Raw genomic sequence first — 25,809 nt, 5'->3', positions numbered from 1 at the left:
TTTGCTGAAGTATCGTCTCATAACTGCTTTGATTTTGATTCCGGTTGTCATTGGTGCACTGTTCCTGCTTCCGCCGGTTGGTTTTGCTATTGTAACTCTCTTTGTCTGCATGCTTGCAGCTTGGGAGTGGGGGCAATTAGCCGGGTTTGCCAGCCGTTCTCAGCGTATTTGGTTGGCTATACTTTGTGGTTTTCTTCTTGTCCTGATGCTGCTTAGTCTTCCTGCCTACCAGCATTCGGCACATCTTCTGCAAGTAAGCGTCCCCCTCTGGCTCTCTATGGGGTGGTGGATTGCCGCATTGCTGTTGGTGCTAACGTACCCACGTTCAGCGGCTTTCTGGCGCAATTCTCGTCTCTTACGTATAATTTTCGGCATTCTGACGATTGTCCCTTTCTTCTGGGGCATGGTGGCACTGCGCCAGTACGGTTATGAGTTGAACCATAATATCGGTGCCTGGTGGTTGCTGTATGTGATGCTCTTGGTGTGGGGAGCGGATTCCGGCGCTTATATGTTCGGAAAACTGTTCGGTAAACACAAATTAGCGCCAAGAGTTTCACCTGGTAAAACGTGGGAAGGATTAATTGGCGGTTTACTGACATCAGCTCTGATATCATGGTTGTTTGGTCGATACGCTCCGTTGGATATCATCCCGGAAAAACTGTTAATCTGTTCCGTGGTTGCTGCATTGGCCTCGGTACTCGGCGATTTGACCGAAAGTATGTTTAAACGTGAAGCGGGAATCAAAGACAGTGGTCATTTGATTCCTGGTCATGGTGGGATACTGGATCGTATCGATAGCCTGACCGCAGCTGTGCCGGTATTTGCCTGCTTAATGCTGTTAGTGTTTTAATCCGTCACTGACGGGGAGTTTAGGGAATATGATGAGCATACTCTGGAGCCTGGCCGCGTTTATTATCGCACTGGGGATCTTAATTACAGTGCATGAGTTTGGTCACTTTTGGGTGGCACGGCGCTGTGGTGTCCGTGTGGAGCGCTTTTCGATCGGTTTTGGTAAAGCGTTATGGCGCCGAACTGATCGTCAGGGTACTGAGTATGTCATCGCCCTTATCCCTCTGGGCGGTTATGTTAAAATGTTGGATGAGCGTGTAGAGGCTGTCGCGCCAGAGTTCCGCCATCAATCTTTTAACAATAAAACTGTTTTACAACGCGCGGCGATCGTCAGCGCGGGTCCGATTGCTAACTTCCTTTTTGCTGTCATTGCATACTGGCTGGTGTTTATCATTGGGGTGCCAAGTGTGCGCCCGGTTGTGGGTGATATTTCACCACAATCTATTGCTGCACAAGCCAATATTTCTCCGGGAATGGAACTTAAGTCCGTAGATGGCATCGAAACGCCTGACTGGGATTCTGTTCGTTTGGCATTAGTCAGTAAAATTGGCGACAAGCAAACGCAAGTGGGGGTTGCTCCATTTGGTTCTGCCAATGTGGTGCAAAAAACACTGGATTTGCGTCAGTGGCAATTTGAGCCAGATAAACAGGACCCTGTCGTCGCATTAGGGATTATTCCTCGCGGCCCGCAGATTGAATCTGTTCTGGCAGAAGTTCAACCAGGTTCAGCGGCAGAAAAGGCGGGTTTACAAGCAGGGGATAGGATAGTTAAAGTTGGCGGTCAGTTATTGGATCGTTGGCAAACATTTGTTTTACAAGTTCGAGATAACCCCGGTAAAGCGCTGGTGTTAGATATTGAAAGGGGTGGTACCCCCTTGTCTTTAACCTTGATACCAGATACAAAATCGGTTGGAGAAAACCGCAGTGAAGGTTTTGCGGGTGTAGTGCCGAAAGTTATACCGCTTCCGGATGAATATAGAACGATTCGCCAATATGGCCCGTTTACGGCATTCTACCAAGCTGGGGATAAAACCTGGCAGTTGATGCGGTTGACGGTAAGCATGTTGGGTAAACTGATTACTGGTGATGTTAAGCTGAATAACTTGAGTGGCCCGATATCTATTGCGCAAGGTGCTGGGGTTTCAGCTGAGTACGGATTGGTGTATTACCTGATGTTTTTGGCACTCATCAGTGTCAATTTAGGCATTATCAATTTGTTCCCATTACCGGTGTTAGATGGTGGACATCTGCTCTTCCTGGCGATAGAAAAGCTGAAGGGTGGGCCGGTTTCTGAGCGAGTACAGGACTTCAGTTATCGCATCGGCTCGATTTTGCTGGTGCTATTAATGGGGCTTGCACTTTTCAATGATTTCTCCCGTCTTTAACGGCAGGGGATAGGTTAGGAAGAACGCATAACAACGATGGCGATGAAAAAGTTGCTCATAGCGTCGCTGCTGTTTGGCAGCGCCACCGTATACGGTGCAGACGGGTTCGTAGTGAAAGATATTCATTTCGAAGGCCTGCAACGGGTCGCCGTCGGTGCGGCGTTACTTAATATGCCGGTTCGCGTAGGCGATACCGTCAGTGATGAAGACATCGGTAATACTATCCGTGCGTTGTTTGCTACAGGCAACTTCGAGGACGTTCGTGTCCTGCGCGATGGTAATACGCTGATTGTTCAAGTCAAAGAACGCCCAACGATTGCCAGCATCACTTTCTCCGGTAATAAAGCGGTGAAAGATGACATGCTTAAGCAGAATCTGGAAGCCTCTGGCGTCCGGGTTGGCGAAGCCCTGGACCGTACCACTATATCCAGCATTGAAAAAGGACTCGAAGATTTCTACTACAGTGTGGGTAAATACAGTGCTTCCGTGAAGGCTGTTGTTACGCCATTGCCACGTAATCGTGTCGATCTCAAACTGGTCTTTACCGAGGGTGTTTCTGCAAAAATTCAGCAGATCAACATCGTAGGTAACCACAGTTTCACAACGGATGAGCTTATCTCTCGCTTCCAATTGCGTGATGAAGTGCCATGGTGGAACGTGGTCGGTGACCGCAAATACCAGAAACAGAAACTGGCTGGTGATCTTGAAACCTTGCGTAGTTTCTATCTTGACCGTGGTTATGCCCGCTTTAATATCGATTCAACTCAAGTGAGTTTGACTCCAGATAAAAAAGGCATCTATATCACCATCAATATTACTGAAGGCGACCAATACAAGCTTAACAGTGTGGTCGTGAGCGGTAATCTTGCAGGTCATCAATCTGAAGCAGATAGGCTGACCAAGATTGAGCCGGGCGAATTGTTCAACGGCAGTAAAGTCACCCGCATGGAAGAAGACATCAAGAAGATGTTGGGCCGTTATGGCTATGCCTATCCACGTGTGGTATCTCAACCTGAGATTAACGATGCTGATAAAACGGTCAAATTGCATATCAATGTAGATGCGGGTAACCGTTTCTATGTCCGCAATGTCCGTTTCGAAGGTAACGACACCAGTAAAGACTCCGTATTACGTCGTGAAATGCGTCAGATGGAAGGTGCTTGGCTGGGGAATGATCAGGTTGAAGCCGGTAAAGAACGTTTGAACCGTTTGGGCTATTTCGAAACCGTTGATGTTGAAACTCAGCGTGTTCCGGGGACTGCTGATCAGGTTGATGTTACCTACAAAGTTAAAGAACGAAACACCGGTAGCCTGAACTTTGGTATCGGTTACGGTACTGAAAGTGGTGTGAGCTTCCAAGTTGGTGTTCAGCAGGATAACTGGCTGGGTACCGGTAATACCGTTGGTATTAACGGCACGAAGAATGACTATCAGACTTATGCTGAATTTACCTTAACTGACCCTTACTTCACCGTCGATGGTGTCAGTCTGGGCGGGCGTATCTTCTATAATGACTTTAAAGCAGATAACGCGGACCTGTCTGGCTATACCAACAGCAGCTATGGTGTTGACGGTACTTTAGGCTTCCCTATCAATGAAAATAACTCATTGCGTGTTGGCTTAGGTTACGTCCATAACGATCTGTCTGATATGGAACCACAAGTCGCGATGTGGCGATATCTTGACTCCGTAGGTCAGGATCCTAATCTGACTGACCGTGCAAGCTTTACCGCAGATGATTTCACGTTGAATCTGGGTTGGACATATAACAACCTTGACCGTGGTTTCTTCCCAACTTCTGGTGTTAAATCATCAGTGAATACGAAAGTGACCGTGCCTGGCTCTGATAACGAGTTCTATAAAATCACTTTCGATACTTCTGCTTACCAGCCGTTAGATGAAGACCGTTCGTGGGTGCTCTTAGGTCGTGGTCGCTTAGGTTATGGCGACGGTATCGGCTCTAAAGAGATGCCATTCTACGAAAACTTCTATGCCGGTGGTTCTAGTACGGTGCGTGGTTTCCGATCAAATAACATCGGTCCTAAAGCTGCATACTATAATGCTAATGGAACCATCCGGGATTCTACAGATGCTGTCGGTGGTAATGCGATGGCGGTGGCCAGTTTAGAACTGATCACACCGACACCGTTTATTAGCGAGAAATACTCAAACTCTGTACGTACTTCATTCTTCATTGATTCAGGTACGGTATGGGATACTAATTGGGAAAATACCGCAGCGACGCGTGCTGCTGGCATACCTGATTACAGTAAAGCCAGCAATATTCGTGTGTCTGCCGGTGTGTCGCTGCAATGGATGTCTCCATTGGGGCCGTTAGTGTTCTCATATGCTAAACCGGTTAAAGATTACGAAGGTGATAAGTCAGAGCAATTCCAGTTTAACATTGGTAAAACTTGGTAATTGATTGGCAAAGTAGTACTGAATTTTAAAGACAGCACTGGTAGTTGAAATAACCTAAAGTAGCGTTGGCTCAGGCTGGCGCTAACTTAGGGATTATTCAGTATTAAGTGCACTTCAAGGTGTCTCTGACACAAACGGGTAATGGTAAGGAGTTTATAGTGAAAAAGTGGTTGTGTGCCGCAGGTCTAGGTTTAGCATTGGCTGCTTCAGCCAGCGTTCAAGCCGCTGACAAGATTGCTGTTGTTAACGTTTCCAGCATTTTCCAACAATTGCCTGCGCGTGAAACCGTAGCTAAACAGCTGGAGAATGAATTCAAAGGCCGTGCAACCGAACTGCAAGGAATGGAGCGCGATCTGCAGACTAAAATGCAGAAGCTGCAACGTGACGGTTCTACCATGAAAGCCAGCGAACGTACTAAGCTGGAAAACGACGTAATGAAACAGCGTGAAACTTTCTCTACTAAAGCCCAGGCTTTTGAGCAAGACAATCGCCGTCGTCAAATGGAAGAACGTAACAAAATTCTGAGCCGTATTCAGGATGCTGTTAAATCTGTTGCCAGCAAAGGCGGTTATAACGTAGTGATCGATGCAAATGCTGTTGCATATGTAGATTCTTCTATGGATATCACTGCTGACGTGCTGAAACAGGTTAAATAAAACATGCCTTCAATTCGACTGGCTGATTTAGCCCAGCAGTTGGATGCACAGGTGCACGGTGATGGCGATATCGTCATCACCGGCATCGCTTCTATGCATTCCGCCGAGCCTTCGCAAATCACATTTTTAGCAAATAGCCGATATCAGGAACAACTCGCCACGTGTAATGCAGGTGCCGTAGTGTTGACTGAGGCTGACTTACCTTTTTGTAAATCTGCCGCTTTAGTCGTGAATAATCCCTATTTAACCTATGCTCGCATGGCGCAAATAATGGATACGACCCCTCAGCCAGCACAGGATATTGCGCCAAGCGCGGTAATTTCTCCACAAGCGACGCTGGGAGAGAACGTCTCTGTTGGCGCAAATGCGGTGATAGAGTCTGGTGTTGTACTGGGTGATAACGTTGTTATCGGTGCAGGCTGTTTTATTGGTAAAAATACTCGCATTGGTGCTGGTAGCCGTTTGTGGGCCAATGTCTCCGTTTATCATGAAGTTGTGATTGGGCAAAATTGCTTAATTCAATCCGGTACGGTCATTGGTGCAGATGGTTTTGGCTATGCAAATGATCGTGGTAATTGGATAAAAATCCCCCAGCTTGGCTCTGTTCATATTGGTGATCGTGTTGAGATTGGTGCTTGTACAACAATTGACCGTGGTGCGTTGGATAATACGATTATTGGCAACGGCGTCATCATTGACAACCAATGTCAGATTGCACATAACGTTGTGATTGGCGACAATACCGCAGTTGCGGGTGGTGTTATCATGGCAGGCAGTCTGAAAGTTGGGCGCTATTGTATGATAGGCGGCGCCAGTGTGATCAATGGTCATATGGAGATCTGTGACAAAGTCACTATCACCGGGATGGGAATGGTGATGCGTCCAATCACTGAACCTGGGTTATACTCCTCCGGTATTCCGCTACAACCGAATAAAGTTTGGCGCAAGACAGCTGCTTTAGTGATGAATATTGATGGAATTAATAAACGCTTAAAAGCTATTGAGCGCAAGATCGATAAAGAATAGTCACTTAAGCCCGAAACTCTGAGCAAATAATCAAACTTATTGGCAGTTAATGTCAAAAGTAAGTGTAAAGAGTTCATAATTTGCGGCCTGCCTAATGCCTCCCTTTTGGGGCTGCGCAGGCCGTGTTGTTGATAGCATCAGTTTTTAGACAGGAAGAGTATTTTGACTACTGACACTCATACTCTGCACATTGAAGAGATTTTGGATCTACTCCCGCATCGTTTTCCATTCTTGCTGGTAGATCGCGTCCTCGATTTCGAGGAAGGTAAATTTCTACGTGCAGTGAAGAACGTCTCTTTCAACGAGCCATTTTTCCAAGGCCATTTCCCGGGCAAGCCAATCTTCCCTGGCGTGCTGATATTAGAAGCGATGGCTCAAGCTACTGGGATTTTGGCGTTTAAGAGCCGTGGTAAACTTGAACCGGGCGAGCTTTATTATTTTGCTGGTATTGATGACGCCCGCTTCAAACGCCCCGTAGTGCCAGGCGATCAAATGATCATGGAAGTTGAGTTTGTCAAAGAACGCCGTGGCCTGACCCGTTTTACTGGTGTTGCGAAAGTTGATGGTGAAATTGTTTGTACGGCAACAATGATGTGTGCGCGTAGCAAACCAGCAACAGCAGAAGTCGCAGCTGTAAAGCCTGACGTTAAGGAGTCCTGATACGTGATTGACAAAACCGCCGTTATCCATCCTAGCTCTATTGTTGAAGAAGGTGCCATTATTGGCGCCGGCGTTCATATTGGCCCCTTCTGCTTTGTCGGATCCCAGGTGGAAATCGGCGCTGGCACGGAACTGAAATCCCATGTCGTCGTTAATGGAATAACAAAAATCGGCTGTGATAATCAGATTTACCAGTTTGCCTCGATTGGTGAAGCAAACCAGGATCTGAAATATGCAGGCGAGCCTACTCGCGTCGAGATTGGTGACCGTAACCGTATCCGCGAAAGTGTTTCTATCCACCGTGGCACTGTTCAGGGTGGTGGATTAACCAAAGTAGGCAGCGACAATTTATTGATGATTAATGCCCATATTGCCCATGACTGTATCATTGGCGATCGTTGTATTCTTGCGAATAATGCGACATTGGGTGGTCATGTAGAAATTGACGATTATGCCATTATTGGCGGTATGACAGCAGTTCACCAATTCTGCGTGATCGGTGCGCATGTTATGGTGGGCGGTTGTTCAGGCGTTGCTCAAGACGTGCCTCCTTTTGTCATCGCTCAAGGCAATCATGCGACGCCATTCGGTATCAATATCGAAGGGTTGAAGCGCCGTGGTTTCGACAAAGAATCACTTCATGCTATCCGTAATGCATACAAATTGCTGTATCGCAGTGGTAGAACGCTGGATGAAGTGAAGCCAGAAATTGCCGAACTAGCACAGCAATATCCGGCGGTTCAGGCATTCAGTGATTTCTTTGAACGTTCGACTCGCGGCATTATTCGCTGATTTATGCAAAATAGCCCATTATCTGTTGATCGTCCGTTAAGCGGCGGGCGTCCTTTAACTATCGGTTTGGTCGCTGGAGAAACGTCTGGCGACATTCTGGGTGCAGGATTGATTCGTGCACTGAAAGCGCAAGTTCCTGATGCACGTTTTGTTGGTGTCGCAGGGCCTCTGATGCAAGCTGAAGGATGTGAAGCTTGGTTTGAAATGGAAGAATTGGCAGTGATGGGCGTTGTTGAAGTATTAGAGCGCCTGCCACGTTTATTGAAAATTCGAAAAGAGTTAACTCAACGTTTTAGCGAGCTTTCTCCTGATGTCTTTGTCGGTATTGATGCCCCTGATTTCAATATTACCCTTGAGGGGCGTTTAAAGCAGCGCGGTATCAGAACCGTTCATTATGTCAGCCCATCAGTTTGGGCCTGGCGACAAAAACGTGTTTTCAAAATTGGTAAAGCAACCGATATGGTGCTCGCTTTTCTTCCTTTTGAAAAAGCGTTTTACGATCGTTTTAATGTTCCCTGCCGTTTTATCGGTCATACCATGGCAGATGCCATGCCGTTAACGCCTGATAAACAAGCTGCGCGAGCAGAACTTGGTATTGCAGCCAACACACCTTGCCTAGCCTTGCTGCCGGGGAGTCGCCATTCTGAAGTCGAAATGCTCAGTGGCGATTTTTTGCGCACAGCTGCGCTCTTGAAGCAACAAATACCGGAGTTGGACGTGTTGGTTCCTCTGGTTAATAGCAAACGACGTGAGCAGTTTGAGCGAATTAAAGCCGAAGTTGCCCCCAACTTATCCGTGCATCTACTTGATGGTAATGCTCGTTTAGCAATGATTGCCAGTGATGCGACGTTGCTGGCTTCGGGTACTGCTGCATTAGAGTGCATGCTGGCTAAATGCCCGATGGTGGTCGGCTATCGTATGAAGCCTTTCACATTTTGGCTGGCTGAACGCTTGGTCAAAACGCCTTATGTTTCATTGCCCAATTTGCTAGCGGGTGAAGAACTGGTGACGGAGCTGTTGCAACAAGAATGTCAGCCACAGAAATTAGCCGACGCGCTGCTGCCATTACTGCAAGGTGGAGATGCCGTTGAGGCTTTAAAGGCACGTTTTCTGATTTTACATCAGAGCATCCGTTGTGGCGCGGATGAGCAGGCAGCACAGGCTGTATTGGAGTTAGCTGGACGATGACGGATATTTTTATTTACCCACAGGCAAATCTGATTGCAGGTGTGGACGAAGTGGGGCGTGGTCCTTTAGTGGGCGCAGTCGTCACCGCGGCAGTCATCCTCGATCCTCAACGGCCAATTGTGGGTTTGGCTGACTCAAAAAAACTGAGTGAAAAACGCCGCCTGTCACTTTATGACGAAATTACTGACAAGGCGCTGTCATGGAGCCTCGGTCGCGCAGAGCCGGAAGAAATTGATCACCTTAATATTTTGCATGCAACGATGCTGGCAATGCAAAGGGCGGTCGCGGGGCTGCATATCGCACCTGATTATGTTTTGATCGACGGCAACCGTTGCCCAAAACTGGCGATGCCATCGTTGGCTGTTGTCAAAGGTGATAGTCGAGTCGCTGAGATTAGCGCCGCTTCAATTCTGGCTAAAGTAACGCGCGATCGTGAGATGACGGAACTTGACCTCCATTTCCCTGAATATGGCTTCGCGCAGCACAAAGGTTATCCAACTGCTGTTCATCTGGAAAAATTGGCAGCTTTCGGTGCGACTGAGCATCACCGGCGTAGTTTCGGCCCGGTTAAACGTGTGCTAGGTTTGGTGTAATTCATTTTGGTATAAACCATTTTTGTGTAAACACTAAAGCAACTTCCATAACATATGGATATGATTCCTTGCAGTAAATTGCTTGGGATATGATTCAATCCACTAATTTCTGGTATCTGGATATGGCCGAACCTCGTTTTGTCCACCTGCGTGTTCACAGCGATTACTCCATGATCGATGGATTAGCCAAGGTTGGGCCCTTGGTGAAGAGAGCTGCTGCATTAGGCATGCCCGCTCTGGCCATTACCGATTTTACCAACCTATGTGGCTTGGTAAAATTCTACGGTAGCGCTCATGGTGCAGGGATCAAACCCATCATCGGTGCAGACTTCTACGTACAAAGCGAAATTTTGGGTGATGAGCTAGCTCACCTGACTGTTTTGGCACGTAACAATGAAGGTTACCAAAACCTAACATTACTGATATCTGAAGCTTATCAACGTGGCTATGGTGCGGCGGGGCCAATCATTGATAGAGATTGGCTGATTAATCATAAAGAAGGGCTGATTCTCTTGTCTGGTGGTCGGATGGGGGATGTTGGTAAGTTTATCTTACGAGGCAATCAGGCTCAGGTTGATCAATGTCTCGAGTTTTATCAAACGCATTTTCCCAACAGCTACTATCTGGAGTTAATCCGTACCGGACGCCCAGATGAAGAAAACTATTTGCATGCTGCCGTGACACTGGCGACTGAGCGCGGATTGCCCGTGGTGGCGACCAATGATGTGCGCTTTATCGACGAGTCAGACTTTGACGCGCATGAAATTCGTGTCGCCATCCATGATGGTTTTACACTGGTTGATCCAAAGCGGCCTAAAAATTATAGCCCACAGCAGTTTATGCGTGACGAAGAGCAAATGTGTGAGCTGTTCGCCGACATCCCTGAGGCCTTGCTCAACAGTGTCGAGATAGCCAAACGTTGTAATGTCACCATCCGACTGGGGGAGTATTTCTTACCCCAATTCCCAACCGGTGATATGAGCACAGAAGATTTTCTGGTTGAAAAGTCGAAACAAGGTTTAGAAGAGCGGCTGGAGTTTTTATTCCCTGATCCTGAAGTTCGGGCGCAAAAGCGCCCAGAATATGATGAACGTCTGGAAATTGAACTCAAAGTTATCAACCAGATGGGTTTCCCCGGCTACTTCTTGATAGTCATGGAGTTCATCCAGTGGTCAAAAGATAATGGTGTGCCGGTAGGGCCAGGGCGAGGTTCTGGTGCGGGTTCTCTGGTGGCTTATGCGTTGAAGATTACCGATCTCGACCCGCTGGAATTTGATCTGCTGTTCGAACGTTTTCTAAACCCGGAACGTGTATCAATGCCCGATTTTGACGTCGACTTCTGTATGGAGAAACGCGATCTGGTGATTGAGCACGTTGCGGAAATGTATGGCCGTGATGCGGTTTCTCAGATCATCACCTTCGGTACTATGGCGGCTAAAGCCGTTATTCGGGATGTGGGCCGTGTTCTGGGTCATCCTTATGGTTTCGTCGATCGTATCTCGAAACTAGTCCCGCCAGATCCGGGGATGACGCTAGAGAAAGCCTTCGCCGCAGAACCACAGTTGCCTGAAATTTATGAGGCAGACGAAGAGGTCAGGGCGCTGATCGATATGGCGCGGAAGTTGGAAGGGGTAACCCGTAACGCCGGTAAACATGCCGGTGGGGTTGTTATCGCACCAACCAAAATTACTGATTTCGCACCACTTTACTGTGATGCTGAAGGAAATAACCCAGTCACTCAATTTGATAAGAATGATGTGGAATATGCTGGGTTAGTGAAGTTCGACTTCTTGGGTTTGCGAACGCTCACTATCATTAACTGGGCGCTGGAGATGATCAATGCCCGGCGTGCCAAAACCGGTTTAGAGCCAATTGATATTGCTTCTATTCCGCTGGATGACAAAAAAAGCTTCGATATGCTGCAACGCTCGGAAACGACAGCAGTATTCCAGCTTGAATCCAGAGGCATGAAAGATCTTATCAAGCGGCTTAAACCTGACTGCTTCGAAGACATGATCGCTCTCGTGGCACTGTTCCGTCCCGGCCCGTTGCAATCGGGAATGGTTGATAACTTTATTGACCGTAAGCATGGTCGTGAGGCTATCTCTTATCCCGATATTGAATGGCAGCATGAGTCCCTAAAACCGGTGCTTGAGCCAACTTATGGCATTATTCTGTATCAAGAACAGGTTATGCAGATTGCTCAGGTATTGTCGGGTTATTCACTCGGCGGTGCGGATATGTTGCGCCGTGCAATGGGTAAAAAGAACCCGGCAGAGATGGCCAAACAGCGCTCTGTATTCGAAGATGGCGCCAAAAGTCAGGGCGTTGATGGCGAACTGGCAATTAAAATCTTTGACCTGGTAGAGAAATTTGCCGGTTATGGCTTTAACAAATCACACTCCGCCGCTTATGCTTTGGTTTCTTACCAAACGCTGTGGCTAAAAGCACATTATCCGGCTGAATTTATGGCAGCGGTAATGACCGCTGATATGGATAACACCGATAAGGTTGTTGGCCTAGTCGATGAATGCTGGCGGATGGGGTTGAAAATTCTGCCTCCTGATATCAACAGTGGCTTGTATCATTTCCATGTCAATGACGACGGCGAAATTGTTTATGGCATTGGTGCTATCAAAGGTGTAGGTGAAGGGCCGATCGAGGCGATGCTGGAAGCCCGCAAAGAGGGCGGTTATTTCAAAGAATTATTTGATTTATGCGCCAGAGTCGACACGAAAAAACTTAATCGCCGAATTCTAGAAAAGCTTATTATGTCTGGTGCCTTTGACCGTTTGGGTCCACACCGCGCGGCATTAATGAGTTCGTTGGGTGAAGCATTAAAAGCGGCAGACCAACATGCCAAGGCAGAGGCTATTGGTCAGGTAGATATGTTTGGCGTATTAGCCGATGCACCTGAGCAGGTTGAGCAATCTTATGCTAATGTGCCGCCGTGGCAGGAACAGATTGTTTTAGACGGTGAGCGGGAAACGCTGGGATTGTACCTGACCGGCCACCCGATTACTCAGTATCTGAAGGAAATAGAACGTTATGCCGGTGGGCTGCGTTTGAAAGATATGCATCCGACGGACCGGGGCAAAATGACCATGGCTGCGGGGTTGGTGATCGCGGCAAGGGTTATGGTGACAAAACGCGGCAATCGTATTGGCATTTGCACTTTGGATGACCGCTCTGGCCGTCTGGAGGTGATGTTATTCACCGATGCGTTGGAAAAATATCAGCATTTATTGGAAAAAGACCGTATCCTGATAGCCACTGGACAGGTCAGCTTTGATGACTTTAGTGGTGGACTTAAAATGACCGCCCGTGAGTTAATGGACATCAGTGAAGCTCGTGAAAAATATGCCCGTGGGCTTGCTATATCGCTGACCGACAGGCAAATTGATGACCAGCTTTTGAACCGTCTCCGTCAGTCGTTGGAACCCCATCGAGCGGGGACGATCCCAGTACATCTTTATTACCAACGGGAAGATGCTCGCGCCCGGCTGCGGTTTGGGGCCACATGGCGTGTGACCCCCACCGATCGCTTATTGATAGATTTGCGAACGCTGGTAGGTAATGAGCAGGTGGAACTGGAATTTGACTAAAATAGGAATGCTATGAGTCTGAATTTTCTTGATTTTGAACAGCCGATTGCAGAGCTGGAAGCGAAAATTGACTCGCTGACTGCAGTCAGCCGTCAAGACGAAAAATTAGATATTAATCTGGACGAAGAGGTTCAGCGTCTACGCGAGAAAAGTGTCGAGCTGACGCGGAAGATATTCTCGGATCTTGGCGCATGGCAAATTGCCCAACTGGCACGCCATCCTGGTCGCCCTTATACCCTGGATTATATCGCTAATATCTTTACCGATTTCGAAGAACTGGCTGGTGATCGTGCTTACGCCGACGATAAAGCTATCGTGGGGGGTATTGCACGTCTGGATGGCCGTCCGGTGATGATCATTGGTCATCAGAAAGGCCGTGATACCAAAGAGAAGATCCGTCGTAACTTTGGGATGCCAGCACCAGAAGGTTACCGTAAAGCATTACGTCTGATGGAAATGGCCGAGCGCTTTAAGTTGCCGATCATTACTTTCATTGACACCCCGGGTGCATATCCGGGCGTTGGTGCTGAAGAACGTGGCCAATCGGAAGCCATCGCACGTAATTTGCGTGAGATGTCTCGCCTGAATGTACCTATCGTTTGTACCGTCATTGGTGAAGGTGGTTCCGGCGGTGCATTGGCAATCGGTGTTGGCGATAAAGTGAATATGCTGCAATACAGCACTTATTCTGTTATCTCTCCTGAAGGTTGTGCATCAATTTTGTGGAAAAGCGCCGATAAAGCGCCATTAGCCGCAGAGGCCATGGGTATCACTGCTCATCGTCTGAAAGAATTGAAGATGATCGACTCCGTGATCCCTGAGCCTTTAGGTGGTGCACATCGTGATTATTCAGCGATTGCCGCTTCACTGAAAGCACAGCTTCTGGCTGATCTCAGCGACTTGGATGTACTGAATAACGAAGAGTTATTGAATCGCCGTTATCAGCGTCTCATGAACTACGGTTATTGCTGATTTCGACACTCAGACAGTGAAAAAACCGGTGCTGTAATCAGTACCGGTTTTTTTTCATCAATTAAATGAGCGTGTAGCGAATCGATAAGAGATAACTCACTGATGATTTTATTGGAGTAATTCATGCTGGCAATACGTCGGGTTCATCATATTGCGATAATTGGCTCAGATTATCAGGTCAGTAAACAATTCTATTGTGAAGTTCTTGGATTCACTCTGGCTTCCGAAGTGTATCGAGAAGAACGTGATTCATGGAAAGCTGATCTTGCGCTAAACGGGCAGTACATTATTGAGCTATTCTCTTTTCCAACACCCGCACCGCGGCCCAGTCGTCCAGAGGCATGTGGATTACGGCACTTGGCTTTTCAGGTCGACGATATTGAGCTAGCTGTTCGGGAGCTTGAATTAGCCGGGGTTATTTGCGAGGCAATTCGCATTGATCCCTATACAGAGTCACGTTTTACTTTCTTTAATGACCCAGATGGTTTACCTCTGGAACTCTATGAATTGACACCGGAATAACATGAACGCTGTTCCCTCGACATCCCCTGTTTTGCTTAACCCGCTGCTTGCGCAATTGGGTGAACATCGGCATGTGCTGGTTGGGTTCAGTGGTGGCTTAGATTCCAGTGTGCTATTGCATTTATTAGTGTGTTTGCGTGACCAATTTATCCCTGAGTTACAGATTCGTGCCATTCATATTCACCATGGCCTAAATCCATTGGCAGATAATTGGGTAATTCATTGTCAGCAACAATGTGAACAATGGAAAATTCCGCTTGAGGTGGTGCGCGTCAGCATTGACTCCCGTGAAACCGGTATTGAGGCGGCGGCCAGAACTGCCCGCTATCAGGCATTTAGGGCCCATCTTGCCACCAATGAAGTGCTACTTACCGCTCAACATTTGGATGATCAGTGTGAAACTTTCCTACTGGCGCTCAAACGGGGTAGCGGCCCCGCAGGGTTATCCTCGATGGCGGCTAAGATGCCTTTTGCCCATGGCCAGCTTTTGCGCCCATTACTGGCTTTTTCACGTGCAATGCTAGAAAACTATGCCCGAGCGCAGCAGTTGCAGTGGATTGAAGATGACAGTAATCAGGACGATCGTTTCGATCGTAATTTCCTGCGTTTAAGAATTTTGCCTTTACTTAATCAGCGCTGGCCACATTTTGCACAAGCCACGGCGCGAAGTGCTGTCCTGTGCGCGGAGCAAGAGCAACTGCTGGATGAGTTGTTGGCTGATAACTTACAACAATTGCAAAATGCAGAGGGTGCGCTGTCTATTGAGGGGTTATTGCTGGCTTCGACAGCCAAACGTGCCGCAATACTGCGCCGTTGGTTAGCCGCATGTGGTGCTTCCATGCCGTCGCAAAACCAACTGCAACGGTTATGGTTAGAAGTTGCCATGGCCAGACAGGATGCAGAACCTCAACTGATACTGGGCGCTCATCAGATTCGTCGTTTTCGGCAATATTTATATTTGTTGCCTCCTTTGGCTGAAATAAGCGTTCAGCAACTGCCTTGGACTACAGTTTTAGCCGCCCCTGACCAAACCGCTATAGTTCCAGAACCTTTGGTTCTCCCGGCTAACCTTGGTGTGCTGCGTTTTGTTGCGAAGGGGGGGCAAGCTATCAGAGCCGCAGCTGTGGGTGAGGAAATAAGCATACGGTTTGGTTTGCAGGGGGAGATTAGTATTGTTGGGCGGCATCATTCGCGCCACAGTAAGAAGCTATGGCAAGAATTAGGCATCCCCCCTTGGTTGCGAGAACGTATTCCGCTGCTCTATTTTGGTGAGCAGTTAATTGCCGCTGCGGGTGTATTTGTTACTCAAGCCGGTCGAGCTGATGACGATGAGTTATGCTGGCATCTGGATTGGGCTAAACCGGCAGTAAAAAATAAAAATAGCTAAAGTCGTTTATTTTTGAGGAGCAATGATGAAATTAGTCGTCAGTTTAGTGGTGTTAGGCTTGTGTAGCTTTTCAGCGCTGGCCAAAAATGATATCGAAGCGGGTCGGGCAAAATCAGCCACTTGTGTTGCTTGCCATGGTATGAATGGCAAAACCTCCGTGCCGATGTATCCCAGTCTGGCGGGGCAAAATGCTGTCTATCTCGAGCAGTCACTGGCCGCCTATAAGAAAGGCAACCGTACCGGGGGGCAGGCTGAAGTAATGCGAGCTTATGTCTCTAATTTATCTGATGAGGATTTTTCGGATCTGGCCGCCTATTATGCCAGTCTGAAGCCATAGCATTTGAAGTTATAGAAAGAGTTGGATAATGATGAATCGGGCTTTATCGCGGTGAGAAGTCAAGATACAAAAACGGGCCGCTTTTCAGTGGCCCGTCAGTATAAGTTGCAGAAGTTATGATGCACTGACTACGACAGTCCCGATTTCGGGGTGGCTGAAGCTGGCGATATGGTCAAGGCGTAATTCACGCATTGTCCCTTCCTGCTCGACAATCAGGTATTCGACCTTTTTTCTCAGCAGCAGATCGCAAGCTTTACCTTCTACAATCTCACCGCCTCTCAACTTCAACGTCAGTATTAGGTGATGTTGGCAGGCGAGTTCCAGATTATCGTAGTCATCACAATTGATGGGTTGATATTCATCGTTCATCGACATAATCGCTCACCAATAAGTTAGCAGCGGCAAAGGCCGCCTGTTCCCTAACGGAGGACGGGAGTGCGTCGTTAGCCGCAACTTCGTCCAATGCTTTCAATACACAACGCAGTGCGTCTGGCACGTAGCCACGGTCACCACTTCCAATTTCGGCATAAAAACGGCGTACTAATTCACAGTATTGCTGCACAGTAATCCTCCCGGAAAAGTTTAACCCGGTAGCTTCTCAATGGAAACGTCACACTGTCAAGCTACGAAGATAAACTCTGAACTTATAAGGACTATAGCACAGGAGTGGGGGAGATATTAGAGTGAAAGCGAAGGTTTCTTTTTAGTATTGATGACACTAATAACTCTCTTTATGCACGGTTGGCTGGCTGCTGGCAGACCTAATCAAGTACACTACTCGCCAGATAATTAAGAGGTCACTCATGGCACTAAAAGCAACCATCCATAAAGCTGCCGTTAACATCGCCGATATGGATCGTAATTTTTTTCAGGATGTTAACCTGACTATCGCACAGCACCCATCAGAAACCGATCAGCGCATGATGCTGCGTTTATTAGCATGGATTTGTCATGCGGATGAGCGTTTGTTGTTCACCAAGGGGTTGAGTGCTGATGATGAGCCAGAAATTTGGCGTCATAACGATCACAATGGCATCGAATTATGGGTCGAACTGGGGCTTCCTGAAGAAAAGAGACTGCGCAAAGCCTGTAATCAGTCACAGCAAGTCGTGCTCTATGCCTACAGTGAACGGGCAGCTAAAGTGTGGTGGCCGCAGATTCAGGATAAATTATCCGGGCATGCAAATCTCCGTGTACGTTTCCTCAATGATGAACAGATGGCAAAGTTGGCCGCGCTGTCTAACCGCAACATGTCATTACAGGCTACGCTGCAAGAGGGAACTATTTGGTTATCAGATGCTCAGAATAGTCTGGAAATCAGTTTTGATGAGTGGCAAGGCAGTGAGCAATAAGCGTGTTAATTATATCTAATAATGTCAGCCTACCCGACAGCGAGATTGAACTGACGGCAATTCGGGCTCAGGGTGCAGGCGGGCAGCATGTTAATAAAACCTCAACGGCTATCCATTTGCGCTTTGACATTAAGGCATCAAGCCTGCCAGAGTATTATAAAGAAAGGTTATTATCGCTAAATAGTCATTTGATGACCGCTGAAGGGGTCATCATTATCAAAGCGCAGGAATATCGCAGTCAGGACATGAACCGTGAGGCTGCATTGGCCCGGTTGGTGGCGTTAATTCGCCAAGCAATGGTAGTGGAAAAAACACGCCGTGCGACAAAACCAACGAAAGGCTCAAAAATAAGGCGAGTTGAAAGTAAAGTCCGCAAAGGGGCGACAAAAGCGCTGCGCGGTAAAATACATCAGGAGTGAGGCTCATATCGGGCCTGCATGTTATGCATTGTGACGGGGCAACCTCATTCCTTATTTATGACCACAGTATGGGAGAATGACTGTGAGTAAATTAACAATAACGCTGTTTTTGGCAGTAGGTGCGCTGTCATTATTAGGTTGTAATAATCGATATCAGCCGGTTGAGCAAGATTTACAACCTATGTTGCAAAGTTATCAGGGAGTTTTACCTTGTGCTGACTGTAGTGGATTAGCGACATCACTGTTCTTAGACGCTGACGGTACTTTCGTATTGCAGGAAACTTATCTGGGTACCAAAGAGGGCAATCGGGTCTTCTCGGACCACGGGAAATGGGCGCGTACTGCCGATAAGCTGGTGTTAACGAACACTCAGGGCGAGAAACGTTATTTTCATCCGGTAGGCAATAATCTGGAAATGATGGATCAGCAGGGTCTGCCGATTAAGTCCTCACTAAATTATCAGCTGACGCCAAACGAAGCTTTGCCCGCAACACCAATTCCCTTGCGTGGTATGTATGTTTATATGGCTGATGCCGCGCAATTTACCGACTGTGCAACAGGTCGGCGCTTCGCAGTAGATAATAATATTGAGTTGGAAAATGGCTATATGAATGCGCAGAAAAATGCCGGAGAGCCGGTTTTCCTGACATTAAAAGGTCATTTTGGTATGCGTCCATCAATGGAAGACGGGCAATGGGATAAATCTATGATTCCAGATGGCGAAATTAAGTTTATTGCCGGGAAAAACTGCGATAGCAAATAGTCCATGAATATCGCCTCGGCTGTTTGCCAGCAGTGAATGATGTAAATAAAAAAAGCCCTGTTTGATACAGGGCTTTTTGTCATCTGTCTTGGCGAATTAACGTTTGATTTGGCTCAGTAGGAAATCAACAATTTCACTGGTTTTAATCATCTGTTTCTCACCAACACGGCGATTTTTGTATTCCACTTCTTCACTGTCGAGATTGCGATCGCCAATAACGATATTATGTGGCACACCAATCAACTCCATATCAGCAAACATCACCCCTGGGCGTTCTTTGCGGTCGTCGAGAATCACATCGATACCATGGGAGCGCAGGATGGTATACAGCTCTTCTGCCAGTTCTTTGACACGGAAAGATTTATGCATATTCATTGGCAAGATAGCGACTTGGAATGGCGCAATCGCATCTGGCCAAATAATGCCACGGTCATCATGATTTTGTTCAATTGCAGCCGCAACCACGCGAGATACCCCGATACCGTAACAACCCATGGTCATTACTTGGTTACGGCCATCTTCACCTTGAACTGTGGCTTTCATTGCTTCCGAGTATTTAGTGCCAAGCTGGAAGATATGGCCCACTTCGATACCGCGTTTGATTTGCAGTGTACCTTTGCCGTCTGGGCTGATATCACCTTCAACAACATTACGTAAATCGGCAACCTGCGGCAGTGGTAAGTCACGTTCCCAGTTAATGCCAAAGTAATGTTTGTCGTCGATATTGGCACCAGCCCCAAAATCGCTCATGACCGCAACACTACGGTCAATTACGATAGGCATTGGTAGATTAACCGGACCCAAAGAACCAGGACCTGCACCCACGATAGCGCGAATTTCTTCTTCGGTGGCAAATGTCAGCGGTTTGGCAACTTGCGGCAGCTTTTCAGCTTTGATTTCATTTAGCTCATGATCACCACGCACCAGCAGAGCCACCAGTTTATGGCCGCTCTCTTCATGGGCATGCACCATCAACGTTTTCACTGTTTTCTCGACTGGCAGTTCGAATTGCTCGACGAGTGCAGCAATGGTTTTTGCATTCGGGGTATCAACGATGCGCAATTCTTGCGTGGCGGCTGCACGAGGTTCAGAAGGTGCCAGTGCTTCAGCAAACTCGATGTTAGCGGCATAGTCAGAACCGGTTGAGAAGACGATATCATCCTCGCCACTTTCTGCCAGCACTTGGAATTCGTGGGATGCGCTACCACCGATTGAACCGGTATCGGCTAATACTGCACGGAAATTCAGATCCATACGCTCGAAGATCTTACTGTAAGCGGCGTACATCGCGTCGTAAGTCTCCTGTAGCGATTCCTGAGTGGTGTGGAAAGAATAAGCATCTTTCATCAGGAACTCGCGTGCACGCATTACGCCAAAGCGTGGGCGAACTTCATCACGGAACTTGGTCTGGATTTGGAAGAAATTCAGCGGCAGCTGTTTGTAAGAGTTGATCTCACCGCGAATCAGATCGGTTATTACTTCTTCGTGTGTTGGGCCGAGTACAAAAGGGCGCTCGCCGCGATCAACGAAACGTAGCAACTCAGGGCCATACTGTTCCCAGCGCCCACTCTCTTGCCACAAGTCAGCTGGCTGGACGACGGGCATTGACACTTCGATAGCACCGGCGTTATTCATCTCTTCGCGCACGATGTTTTCGACTTTCTTCAACACTCGAACCCCGGTCGGCAACCAAGTGTAAAGACCCGAGGCCAGTTTACGGATCATCCCGGCGCGGAGCATCAGTTGGTGACTGATCACTTCAGCATCAGCAGGTGTCTCCTTCAGAGTGGAGAGCAAATATTGGCTAGTACGCATGATGTTTTGGTTCCATTAGCACTGCAAGTAGAGGCAGCCAAAAAAGTAAAAAGTGGTTTAGTTTACCAGTGAGTACGGGTTGTCAAAAGAGAGCATGGCGAAATTTAGCAGTGGTCGATTGATAACACTTCCGTTTGGCGACCAATAACTCGCCAGCGCACATTAAATTCCAACAGCAAAACCGCATATTCACGGCTTTCGTTATCTTCCTTACGGTAGGCTGGGCGTGGGTCTTGGGCCAAAACCTGAGTAATAAAACGCCGCAAATATGGATAACGTTGTTGTTGCTGGGTTAATTGCTGCTCTGCGGTGATAGAAAAACAAACCTGCATATCGGTATCTGGTGCCGTTTGAGCAAAACCGGCTCGCGCCAGTGGCTGGCTCTCAGCGAATGGCAAATAGGGTTTGATATCAATCACTGGCGTGCCATCAACCAGATCTAAGCTACCTAGCTCCAAAATCACCTCGCCACCTTGGCAGCGCACTGCTTTTAACTCAATCAGAGACATCCCGATTGGATTTGGGCGAAATGTGGAGCGGGTAGCAAAGACGCCCATCCGGGTATTGCCTCCCAGGCGGGGGGGGCGCACTGTTGGACGCCAGCCACCTTCCATGGTTTGGTGAAAAATAAATATCACCCATAAGTGGCTGAAACCTGACAAGCCTCGAACAGCTTCTGGCTGGTTATAGGGAGCCAAAAGTTGTAATTCACCACCACCATCTTCAATCAGACCGGGCTGCCGCGGGACTGCAAACTTTTCTTTATAGGGCGAGCGAATAACACCAATCTGATTAAAGGAAAATGTACTCATTTTGAAGAAACATTCAGGGCCGATCCCTGACACACAGCTTGCTGATAGCAGCCGGGGACGCCACTCAGTATTTCACATTGGTGCAATAATACCGCATTGGCTTTCATATAAGAGGCGCGAGTCTGCATTCTCTTACGAGCGGCGGCAATACTCGGTGGAGAGTCCTGAACGGTAGACTGACATGATTCGCCAGACACTTCCCCTAAGTCGCGGAATGGCTTACCAACAAGCTCTTCAGCGCTTTTATAAAGTTTGACGGGAGCCGGACGAGGCGCAACCGTAGGGCTGGGTTTGATAACCGGAGGCGGTTGCTTAACCGGGCTGTCTGTGGTGGATGGCTTTGATTGAAGCATGGAGCATCCGGTTAGCGAAAGGGCTAACAGACACAGAGGTAACGCACGCATAGAAATTCCTCAGCCTTTTTTATTTGAGAGGCGCTATTGAAGCAATCTATTATGCAAATAACAAGACGGGCCATAGCCCGTCTTGCAATATATTTAGCAAATACTGAATTCAGTAAACATCGTCTTCAGTAAAATAGCCAATGAGCAATTACCAACCTTTAACTGCACCGCCGTTAAAGGCTTTGTTTGCCGCGTCGTAAACTTCGTCAGACTGGTAAGCCTGAACGAATTTCTTCACGTTTTCCGCATCCTTATTATCTTCGCGAGCAACGATCAGATTGACGTATGGTGATTCTTTATCTTCAACAAACAGACCGTCTTTAGCAGGGGTCAGGCCAATTTGGCTAGCATAAGTGGTATTGATAATTGCCAGTGCAATTTGCTGGTCATCCAAAGAACGTGGTAACTGAGGTGCTTCCAGCTCAACCAGCTTCAGATTTTTAGGGTTCTCAACCACATCCAGCACGGTTGGCAGCAGGCCAACACCGTCTTTCAGTTTAATCAGACCCACTTTTTCCAGCAGCAACAGAGAGCGGCCTAGGTTAGTTGGATCATTTGGCAGTGCGACTTGAGAACCCGGTTGCAGTTCTTCTAGGGATTTGATTTTTTTAGAGTAACCCGCAATTGGATAAACGAATGAGTTACCTACTGCGACCAGTTTGTAGCCGCGATCTTTAATTTGCTGATCCAAATAAGGCTTATGCTGGAATGCATTCAGGTCAATATCACCTTTGCTCAGAGCTTCGTTTGGTAATACATAGTCGTTGAACGTTACTAGCTCAACATCCAAACCATATTTGTCTTTTGCGACTTTTTGAGCCACTTCTGCCACTTGTTGCTCTGCGCCAACAATAACGCCCACTTTAATGTGGTTTGGATCTTTTTCTGCTGGGCCACAACCCACCAGTGCCAGAGTACCAATCAGTGCGCTGACTGCCGCGATCGATTTGAATTTTAAAGACATATCCCTTCCTCTATAGACATTCGTTAAGATGCGCCGCTGTGTGAGGCAGTCGCTGGTTAATCACTATGATGGTCAACAACTATTTGTGGGTAACGGCTTTTACGATCCGATCGCCACTGAACTGAATCAGATAAACCAAAATTACTAACAAGACTAATACGGTATTCATTACAGTGGCGTTATAACCAATGTAACCATACTGATAACCGATTTGGCCTAAGCCACCGGCTCCTACTGCACCCCCCATAGCGGAATAGCCTACTAGGGTAATTAAGGTAATTGTGGCCGCATTAACTAAGCCTGGAAGGGCCTCTGGCAACAACACTTTTTTGATGATTTGCATTGGCGTTGCGCCCATGGCTCGTGCGGCTTCAACCAAACCAGATGGGATCTCCAACAGAGCATTTTCCACCATACGGGCTATAAAGGGTGCTGCCCCTACCGTTAACGGTACAATCGCCGCTTGCAAACCAATAGATGTCCCTACGATCATCCGAGTGAATGGAATCATCCATACCAATAAGATAATAAAAGGTATGGAGCGGAAGATATTCACCACACCAGACAGGGTCCGGTAAACCTTATTGTTCGCAATAATTTGCCCGGGGCGGGTGACATACAACAGCACCCCGACCGGCAACCCCAGAACAAAACCAAAGAAACCTGATACAAAGGTCATCATTAGAGTTTCCCAGACGCCTCGGGCCATTAACCACATCATTGCCTCAGACATAACCTAGAACCTCTACTTTTACATGATGATCTTGCAAGAACTTAATAGCAGCAAGGCTATCTTGATTGTCGCCATGCAACTCAGCCAGCATGACACCAAACTTAACGCCACCGGCATAATCCATTTGCGAGCTAAGGATACCGATATCAATATTAAAGCGACGCACGGCTTGTGAAATCAACGGTGCATCAACTGACTGGCCGGTAAATTCCAATTTCAGCAATGGGACGCTATCTGTACTTGGCTCTTGCGTCATACGTTGGGCGTAATCCTCTGGGATATCCAGATGCAGAGTTGATTGGATAAATTGTTGGGCCAGCGGTGTTTTGGGATGAGAGAACACTTCGCTGACGCTATCCTTTTCAATCAATTTACCTTCACTGATAACGGCCACTTGGTCACAGATACGCTTCACCACATCCATTTCATGGGTGATAAGTAAAATGGTAAGCCCCAAACGGCGGTTGATATCTTTTAACAATTCCAGAATTGAGCGAGTAGTTGCAGGATCCAGCGCGCTGGTGGCTTCATCGCACAACAGAACTTTAGGATTACTGGCCAGCGCACGGGCGATAGCAACGCGCTGTTTCTGTCCGCCAGATAGGTTAGCCGGGTAAGCGTCTTGCTTGTCGGATAGGCCGACCAGTTCCAGCAATTCGGTCACTCTCTTCTTTATATCTGCGCGTGGCGTATTGTCCAGCTCAAGAGGCAATGCGATATTGCCATACACTGTGCGGGAAGAAAGTAAGTTAAAGTGCTGAAAAATCATGCCAATTTGACGGCGAGCGCGCGTTAATTGGCCTTCAGATAAGGTGGTTAGGTCTTGCCCGTCGACCAGAACTTGTCCACTGGTAGGGCGCTCTAACATATTGGCGCATCGAATCAGTGTGCTTTTACCTGCACCTGAGGCACCGATAACGCCATAAATTTGTCCAGCAGGGACGTGTAGCGTCACGTCGGAAAGCGCGGTAATGGTGCGCGAACCCTGCTGAAACACTTTGCTGATGTGAGAAAGTTTAATCATATTATTCTTATTTTATCGTTATTTCCGTGGCTAGATAAAAAGTAAACTTCAGCAGAACCAAAGTATGGATTGGATGTTAAGGCGTCTAGACGGCTAAGTCAACTAACAACGTTGATTCTCTTCCATTCTCAATCGGCAATGAAACATGCGATACTAAGAAGGTTTATAGCCCTCAGGAGTAGATAAGTGACTCAGCCCGTCCCCGCAATATTTTTAGATCGTGATGGTACAATTAATGTCGATCACGGTTATGTCCACGAAATTGATAATTTTCAGTTTATAGACGGTGTTATTGATGCTTGCCGTGAATTGAAAGAAATGGGCTTTGCTTTGGTTTTGGTCACCAATCAGTCGGGCATTGCGCGCGGTATCTTTACCGAAGAGCAATTCTTAAGCCTAACAGAGTGGATGGATTGGTCCCTTGCTGATCGTGGTGTTGATTTGGATGGCATCTATTTCTGTCCTCATCATCCCGATGGCAGTGTAGCGGAGTTCCGTGAAACATGTGAATGCCGTAAGCCACTGCCAGGTATGTTACTGCAAGCACAAGGCGAATTGAACATCGATATGGCTTCTTCTTATATGGTCGGTGACAAAATTGAGGATATGCAGGCAGCTATAGCGGCAAATATTGGTACTAAAGTATTAGTTCGCACCGGCAAGCCTGTTACCGCTGAAGGTGAGGCCAGCGCAGATTGGGTGCTAAATAGCCTCGCAGACCTACCAAAAGCGATAAAAACGCGTCATAAGTAGTCGTTGCGTTCAAATAATCAGCAGTTGGAAAAAACTTTACGATAAACCCTTGCCATTCTGAAGCTGCTCCCTATAATGCGCATCCATCGACATGGCGCTGTGAGCAACTTCACAGAGTGGCCGGGAAGAACAGAGGAAATTAACTAATTAAGTGGTTGACTCTGTAGCGGGAAAGCGTATTATCTGCCTCCCGCGTTACCGTAAGATTCGCCGCAAGGCAAACAGGTAACGAACGCTCTTTAACAATTTATCAGACAATCTGTGTGGGCACTCGCAAGACGATATCGAAGCCTGTTTCGGCAGGCAGAAGAAATATCAAAGTCTTGAAGAGTGACCAAAGCAGTAAACATTTGAACTTCGGTTCGAATGCATATTTG

The 25,809-nt window shown here is 47.5% G+C and carries 26 protein-coding genes; 18 read left to right on the top strand and 8 right to left on the bottom strand.

What is annotated here, in order from left to right:
- Position 1 precedes the first annotated feature (1 nt).
- The 14 genes from cdsA (at position 2) to HUZ92_RS18250 (ending at position 16,393) form a co-directional block, all read left to right on the top strand.
- Positions 2–850 carry a phosphatidate cytidylyltransferase gene (cdsA, locus tag HUZ92_RS18315; RefSeq protein WP_050098117.1) on the top strand — a complete coding sequence of 283 codons (849 nt, stop codon included), beginning with the start codon at positions 2–4 and terminating at the stop codon, positions 848–850.
- A gap of 28 nt (positions 851–878) precedes the next feature.
- The gene (gene rseP, locus HUZ92_RS18310) at positions 879–2,234 is read left to right on the top strand and encodes a sigma E protease regulator RseP (protein ID WP_050098118.1); all 1,356 of its coding nucleotides are present in this window, start codon (positions 879–881) and stop codon (positions 2,232–2,234) included.
- Between the two features lie 36 nt (positions 2,235–2,270).
- The gene (bamA, locus tag HUZ92_RS18305; protein WP_050098119.1) at positions 2,271–4,655 is read left to right on the top strand and encodes an outer membrane protein assembly factor BamA; all 2,385 of its coding nucleotides are present in this window, start codon (positions 2,271–2,273) and stop codon (positions 4,653–4,655) included.
- Positions 4,656–4,813: 158 nt separating this feature from the next.
- Positions 4,814–5,311: a molecular chaperone Skp gene (gene skp / locus HUZ92_RS18300; RefSeq protein ID WP_050098120.1), complete on the top strand. Its 498-nt coding sequence runs from the start codon at positions 4,814–4,816 to the stop codon at positions 5,309–5,311.
- A gap of 3 nt (positions 5,312–5,314) precedes the next feature.
- Entirely contained in the window at positions 5,315–6,337 is a 1,023-nt protein-coding gene (lpxD, locus tag HUZ92_RS18295) for a UDP-3-O-(3-hydroxymyristoyl)glucosamine N-acyltransferase (RefSeq protein ID WP_050098121.1), read from the top strand.
- Positions 6,338–6,499: 162 nt separating this feature from the next.
- On the top strand, positions 6,500–6,997 hold the full coding sequence (fabZ, locus tag HUZ92_RS18290) for a 3-hydroxyacyl-ACP dehydratase FabZ (protein ID WP_050098122.1): 498 nt from the start codon (positions 6,500–6,502) through the stop codon (positions 6,995–6,997).
- A gap of 3 nt (positions 6,998–7,000) precedes the next feature.
- Entirely contained in the window at positions 7,001–7,789 is a 789-nt protein-coding gene (gene lpxA, locus HUZ92_RS18285) for an acyl-ACP--UDP-N-acetylglucosamine O-acyltransferase (RefSeq protein ID WP_050098123.1), read from the top strand.
- Between the two features lie 3 nt (positions 7,790–7,792).
- Positions 7,793–8,977: a lipid-A-disaccharide synthase gene (lpxB, locus tag HUZ92_RS18280; protein ID WP_050296115.1), complete on the top strand. Its 1,185-nt coding sequence runs from the start codon at positions 7,793–7,795 to the stop codon at positions 8,975–8,977.
- The gene (rnhB, locus tag HUZ92_RS18275; RefSeq protein ID WP_050140293.1) at positions 8,974–9,570 is read left to right on the top strand and encodes a ribonuclease HII; all 597 of its coding nucleotides are present in this window, start codon (positions 8,974–8,976) and stop codon (positions 9,568–9,570) included. The genes lpxB and rnhB overlap by 4 nt, the downstream gene beginning before the upstream one ends.
- 122 nt (positions 9,571–9,692) lie before the next feature.
- The gene (dnaE, locus tag HUZ92_RS18270) at positions 9,693–13,175 is read left to right on the top strand and encodes a DNA polymerase III subunit alpha (RefSeq protein WP_145525109.1); all 3,483 of its coding nucleotides are present in this window, start codon (positions 9,693–9,695) and stop codon (positions 13,173–13,175) included.
- A gap of 12 nt (positions 13,176–13,187) precedes the next feature.
- Positions 13,188–14,147, top strand: coding sequence for an acetyl-CoA carboxylase carboxyl transferase subunit alpha (gene accA / locus HUZ92_RS18265; RefSeq protein WP_050098126.1), 960 nt, complete (start codon positions 13,188–13,190; stop codon positions 14,145–14,147).
- 123 nt (positions 14,148–14,270) lie between these two features.
- On the top strand, positions 14,271–14,669 hold the full coding sequence (locus HUZ92_RS18260; RefSeq protein ID WP_128451841.1) for a VOC family protein: 399 nt from the start codon (positions 14,271–14,273) through the stop codon (positions 14,667–14,669).
- 1 nt (position 14,670) lies between these two features.
- Entirely contained in the window at positions 14,671–16,056 is a 1,386-nt protein-coding gene (tilS, locus tag HUZ92_RS18255; RefSeq protein WP_050140295.1) for a tRNA lysidine(34) synthetase TilS, read from the top strand.
- A 22-nt stretch (positions 16,057–16,078) separates the two neighbouring features.
- Positions 16,079–16,393: a c-type cytochrome gene (locus tag HUZ92_RS18250; RefSeq protein ID WP_050098129.1), complete on the top strand. Its 315-nt coding sequence runs from the start codon at positions 16,079–16,081 to the stop codon at positions 16,391–16,393.
- 114 nt (positions 16,394–16,507) lie between these two features.
- Here HUZ92_RS18250 and rof read toward each other — a convergent pair whose 3' ends face one another.
- Positions 16,508–16,768, bottom strand: coding sequence for a Rho-binding antiterminator (rof, locus tag HUZ92_RS18245; protein ID WP_050098130.1), 261 nt, complete (start codon positions 16,766–16,768; stop codon positions 16,508–16,510).
- Positions 16,752–16,955 (bottom strand): YaeP family protein, encoded by a 204-nt coding sequence (locus HUZ92_RS18240; protein ID WP_050098131.1) that lies wholly within the window; start codon positions 16,953–16,955, stop codon positions 16,752–16,754. Before HUZ92_RS18240 ends, rof begins: the two co-directional genes overlap by 17 nt.
- A gap of 241 nt (positions 16,956–17,196) precedes the next feature.
- Here HUZ92_RS18240 and HUZ92_RS18235 point away from each other — a divergent pair, with 241 nt between their 5' ends.
- The 3 genes from HUZ92_RS18235 (at position 17,197) to nlpE (ending at position 18,927) form a co-directional block, all read left to right on the top strand.
- Entirely contained in the window at positions 17,197–17,745 is a 549-nt protein-coding gene (locus HUZ92_RS18235; protein WP_050098132.1) for a YaeQ family protein, read from the top strand.
- Positions 17,746–17,747: 2 nt separating this feature from the next.
- The gene (gene arfB, locus HUZ92_RS18230; protein WP_050098133.1) at positions 17,748–18,164 is read left to right on the top strand and encodes an alternative ribosome rescue aminoacyl-tRNA hydrolase ArfB; all 417 of its coding nucleotides are present in this window, start codon (positions 17,748–17,750) and stop codon (positions 18,162–18,164) included.
- Between the two features lie 82 nt (positions 18,165–18,246).
- On the top strand, positions 18,247–18,927 hold the full coding sequence (gene nlpE / locus HUZ92_RS18225; RefSeq protein WP_050098175.1) for an envelope stress response activation lipoprotein NlpE: 681 nt from the start codon (positions 18,247–18,249) through the stop codon (positions 18,925–18,927).
- Positions 18,928–19,023: 96 nt separating this feature from the next.
- On the opposite strand, the gene proS is transcribed toward nlpE, so the two are convergent.
- The 6 genes from proS to metN all read right to left on the bottom strand — a co-directional run bounded on the left by proS (position 19,024) and on the right by metN (position 24,679).
- Positions 19,024–20,742: a proline--tRNA ligase gene (gene proS, locus HUZ92_RS18220; RefSeq protein WP_050098134.1), complete on the bottom strand. Its 1,719-nt coding sequence runs from the start codon at positions 20,740–20,742 to the stop codon at positions 19,024–19,026.
- Positions 20,743–20,846: 104 nt separating this feature from the next.
- Entirely contained in the window at positions 20,847–21,554 is a 708-nt protein-coding gene (tsaA, locus tag HUZ92_RS18215; RefSeq protein ID WP_050140297.1) for a tRNA (N6-threonylcarbamoyladenosine(37)-N6)-methyltransferase TrmO, read from the bottom strand.
- The gene (rcsF, locus tag HUZ92_RS18210; RefSeq protein WP_050098136.1) at positions 21,551–21,958 is read right to left on the bottom strand and encodes an Rcs stress response system protein RcsF; all 408 of its coding nucleotides are present in this window, start codon (positions 21,956–21,958) and stop codon (positions 21,551–21,553) included. The genes tsaA and rcsF overlap by 4 nt, the downstream gene beginning before the upstream one ends.
- Positions 21,959–22,106: 148 nt before the next feature.
- Positions 22,107–22,922, bottom strand: coding sequence for a MetQ/NlpA family lipoprotein (locus HUZ92_RS18205; protein ID WP_050098137.1), 816 nt, complete (start codon positions 22,920–22,922; stop codon positions 22,107–22,109).
- Positions 22,923–23,001: 79 nt separating this feature from the next.
- The gene (locus tag HUZ92_RS18200) at positions 23,002–23,655 is read right to left on the bottom strand and encodes a methionine ABC transporter permease MetI (protein WP_050098138.1); all 654 of its coding nucleotides are present in this window, start codon (positions 23,653–23,655) and stop codon (positions 23,002–23,004) included.
- Complete coding sequence (gene metN, locus HUZ92_RS18195; RefSeq protein WP_050098139.1) at positions 23,648–24,679, bottom strand: methionine ABC transporter ATP-binding protein MetN; 1,032 nt, start codon at positions 24,677–24,679, stop codon at positions 23,648–23,650. Before metN ends, HUZ92_RS18200 begins: the two co-directional genes overlap by 8 nt.
- Before the next feature lie 186 nt (positions 24,680–24,865).
- Here metN and gmhB point away from each other — a divergent pair, with 186 nt between their 5' ends.
- The gene (gene gmhB / locus HUZ92_RS18190; protein WP_050098140.1) at positions 24,866–25,432 is read left to right on the top strand and encodes a D-glycero-beta-D-manno-heptose 1,7-bisphosphate 7-phosphatase; all 567 of its coding nucleotides are present in this window, start codon (positions 24,866–24,868) and stop codon (positions 25,430–25,432) included.
- Positions 25,433–25,809: the final 377 nt, after the last annotated feature.

The organism is Yersinia vastinensis (assembly GCF_902726565.1).
Classification (GTDB): domain Bacteria; phylum Pseudomonadota; class Gammaproteobacteria; order Enterobacterales; family Enterobacteriaceae; genus Yersinia; species Yersinia vastinensis.
This window is presented reverse-complemented; position numbering and strand designations above follow the sequence as displayed.

Coding starts and splice junctions, on each gene's coding strand:
- rseP (WP_050098118.1), top strand. CDS start 879: ATGATGAGCATACTCTGGAGCCTGGCCGCGTTTATTATCGCACTGGGG.
- bamA (WP_050098119.1), top strand. CDS start 2,271: ATGGCGATGAAAAAGTTGCTCATAGCGTCGCTGCTGTTTGGCAGCGCC.
- lpxD (WP_050098121.1), top strand. CDS start 5,315: ATGCCTTCAATTCGACTGGCTGATTTAGCCCAGCAGTTGGATGCACAG.
- lpxB (WP_050296115.1), top strand. CDS start 7,793: ATGCAAAATAGCCCATTATCTGTTGATCGTCCGTTAAGCGGCGGGCGT.
- rnhB (WP_050140293.1), top strand. CDS start 8,974: ATGACGGATATTTTTATTTACCCACAGGCAAATCTGATTGCAGGTGTG.
- dnaE (WP_145525109.1), top strand. CDS start 9,693: ATGGCCGAACCTCGTTTTGTCCACCTGCGTGTTCACAGCGATTACTCC.
- accA (WP_050098126.1), top strand. CDS start 13,188: ATGAGTCTGAATTTTCTTGATTTTGAACAGCCGATTGCAGAGCTGGAA.
- HUZ92_RS18260 (WP_128451841.1), top strand. CDS start 14,271: ATGCTGGCAATACGTCGGGTTCATCATATTGCGATAATTGGCTCAGAT.
- tilS (WP_050140295.1), top strand. CDS start 14,671: ATGAACGCTGTTCCCTCGACATCCCCTGTTTTGCTTAACCCGCTGCTT.
- HUZ92_RS18250 (WP_050098129.1), top strand. CDS start 16,079: ATGATGAAATTAGTCGTCAGTTTAGTGGTGTTAGGCTTGTGTAGCTTT.
- rof (WP_050098130.1), bottom strand. CDS start 16,768: ATGTCGATGAACGATGAATATCAACCCATCAATTGTGATGACTACGAT.
- HUZ92_RS18235 (WP_050098132.1), top strand. CDS start 17,197: ATGGCACTAAAAGCAACCATCCATAAAGCTGCCGTTAACATCGCCGAT.
- proS (WP_050098134.1), bottom strand. CDS start 20,742: ATGCGTACTAGCCAATATTTGCTCTCCACTCTGAAGGAGACACCTGCT.
- tsaA (WP_050140297.1), bottom strand. CDS start 21,554: ATGAGTACATTTTCCTTTAATCAGATTGGTGTTATTCGCTCGCCCTAT.
- rcsF (WP_050098136.1), bottom strand. CDS start 21,958: ATGCGTGCGTTACCTCTGTGTCTGTTAGCCCTTTCGCTAACCGGATGC.
- HUZ92_RS18205 (WP_050098137.1), bottom strand. CDS start 22,922: ATGTCTTTAAAATTCAAATCGATCGCGGCAGTCAGCGCACTGATTGGT.
- HUZ92_RS18200 (WP_050098138.1), bottom strand. CDS start 23,655: ATGTCTGAGGCAATGATGTGGTTAATGGCCCGAGGCGTCTGGGAAACT.
- metN (WP_050098139.1), bottom strand. CDS start 24,679: ATGATTAAACTTTCTCACATCAGCAAAGTGTTTCAGCAGGGTTCGCGC.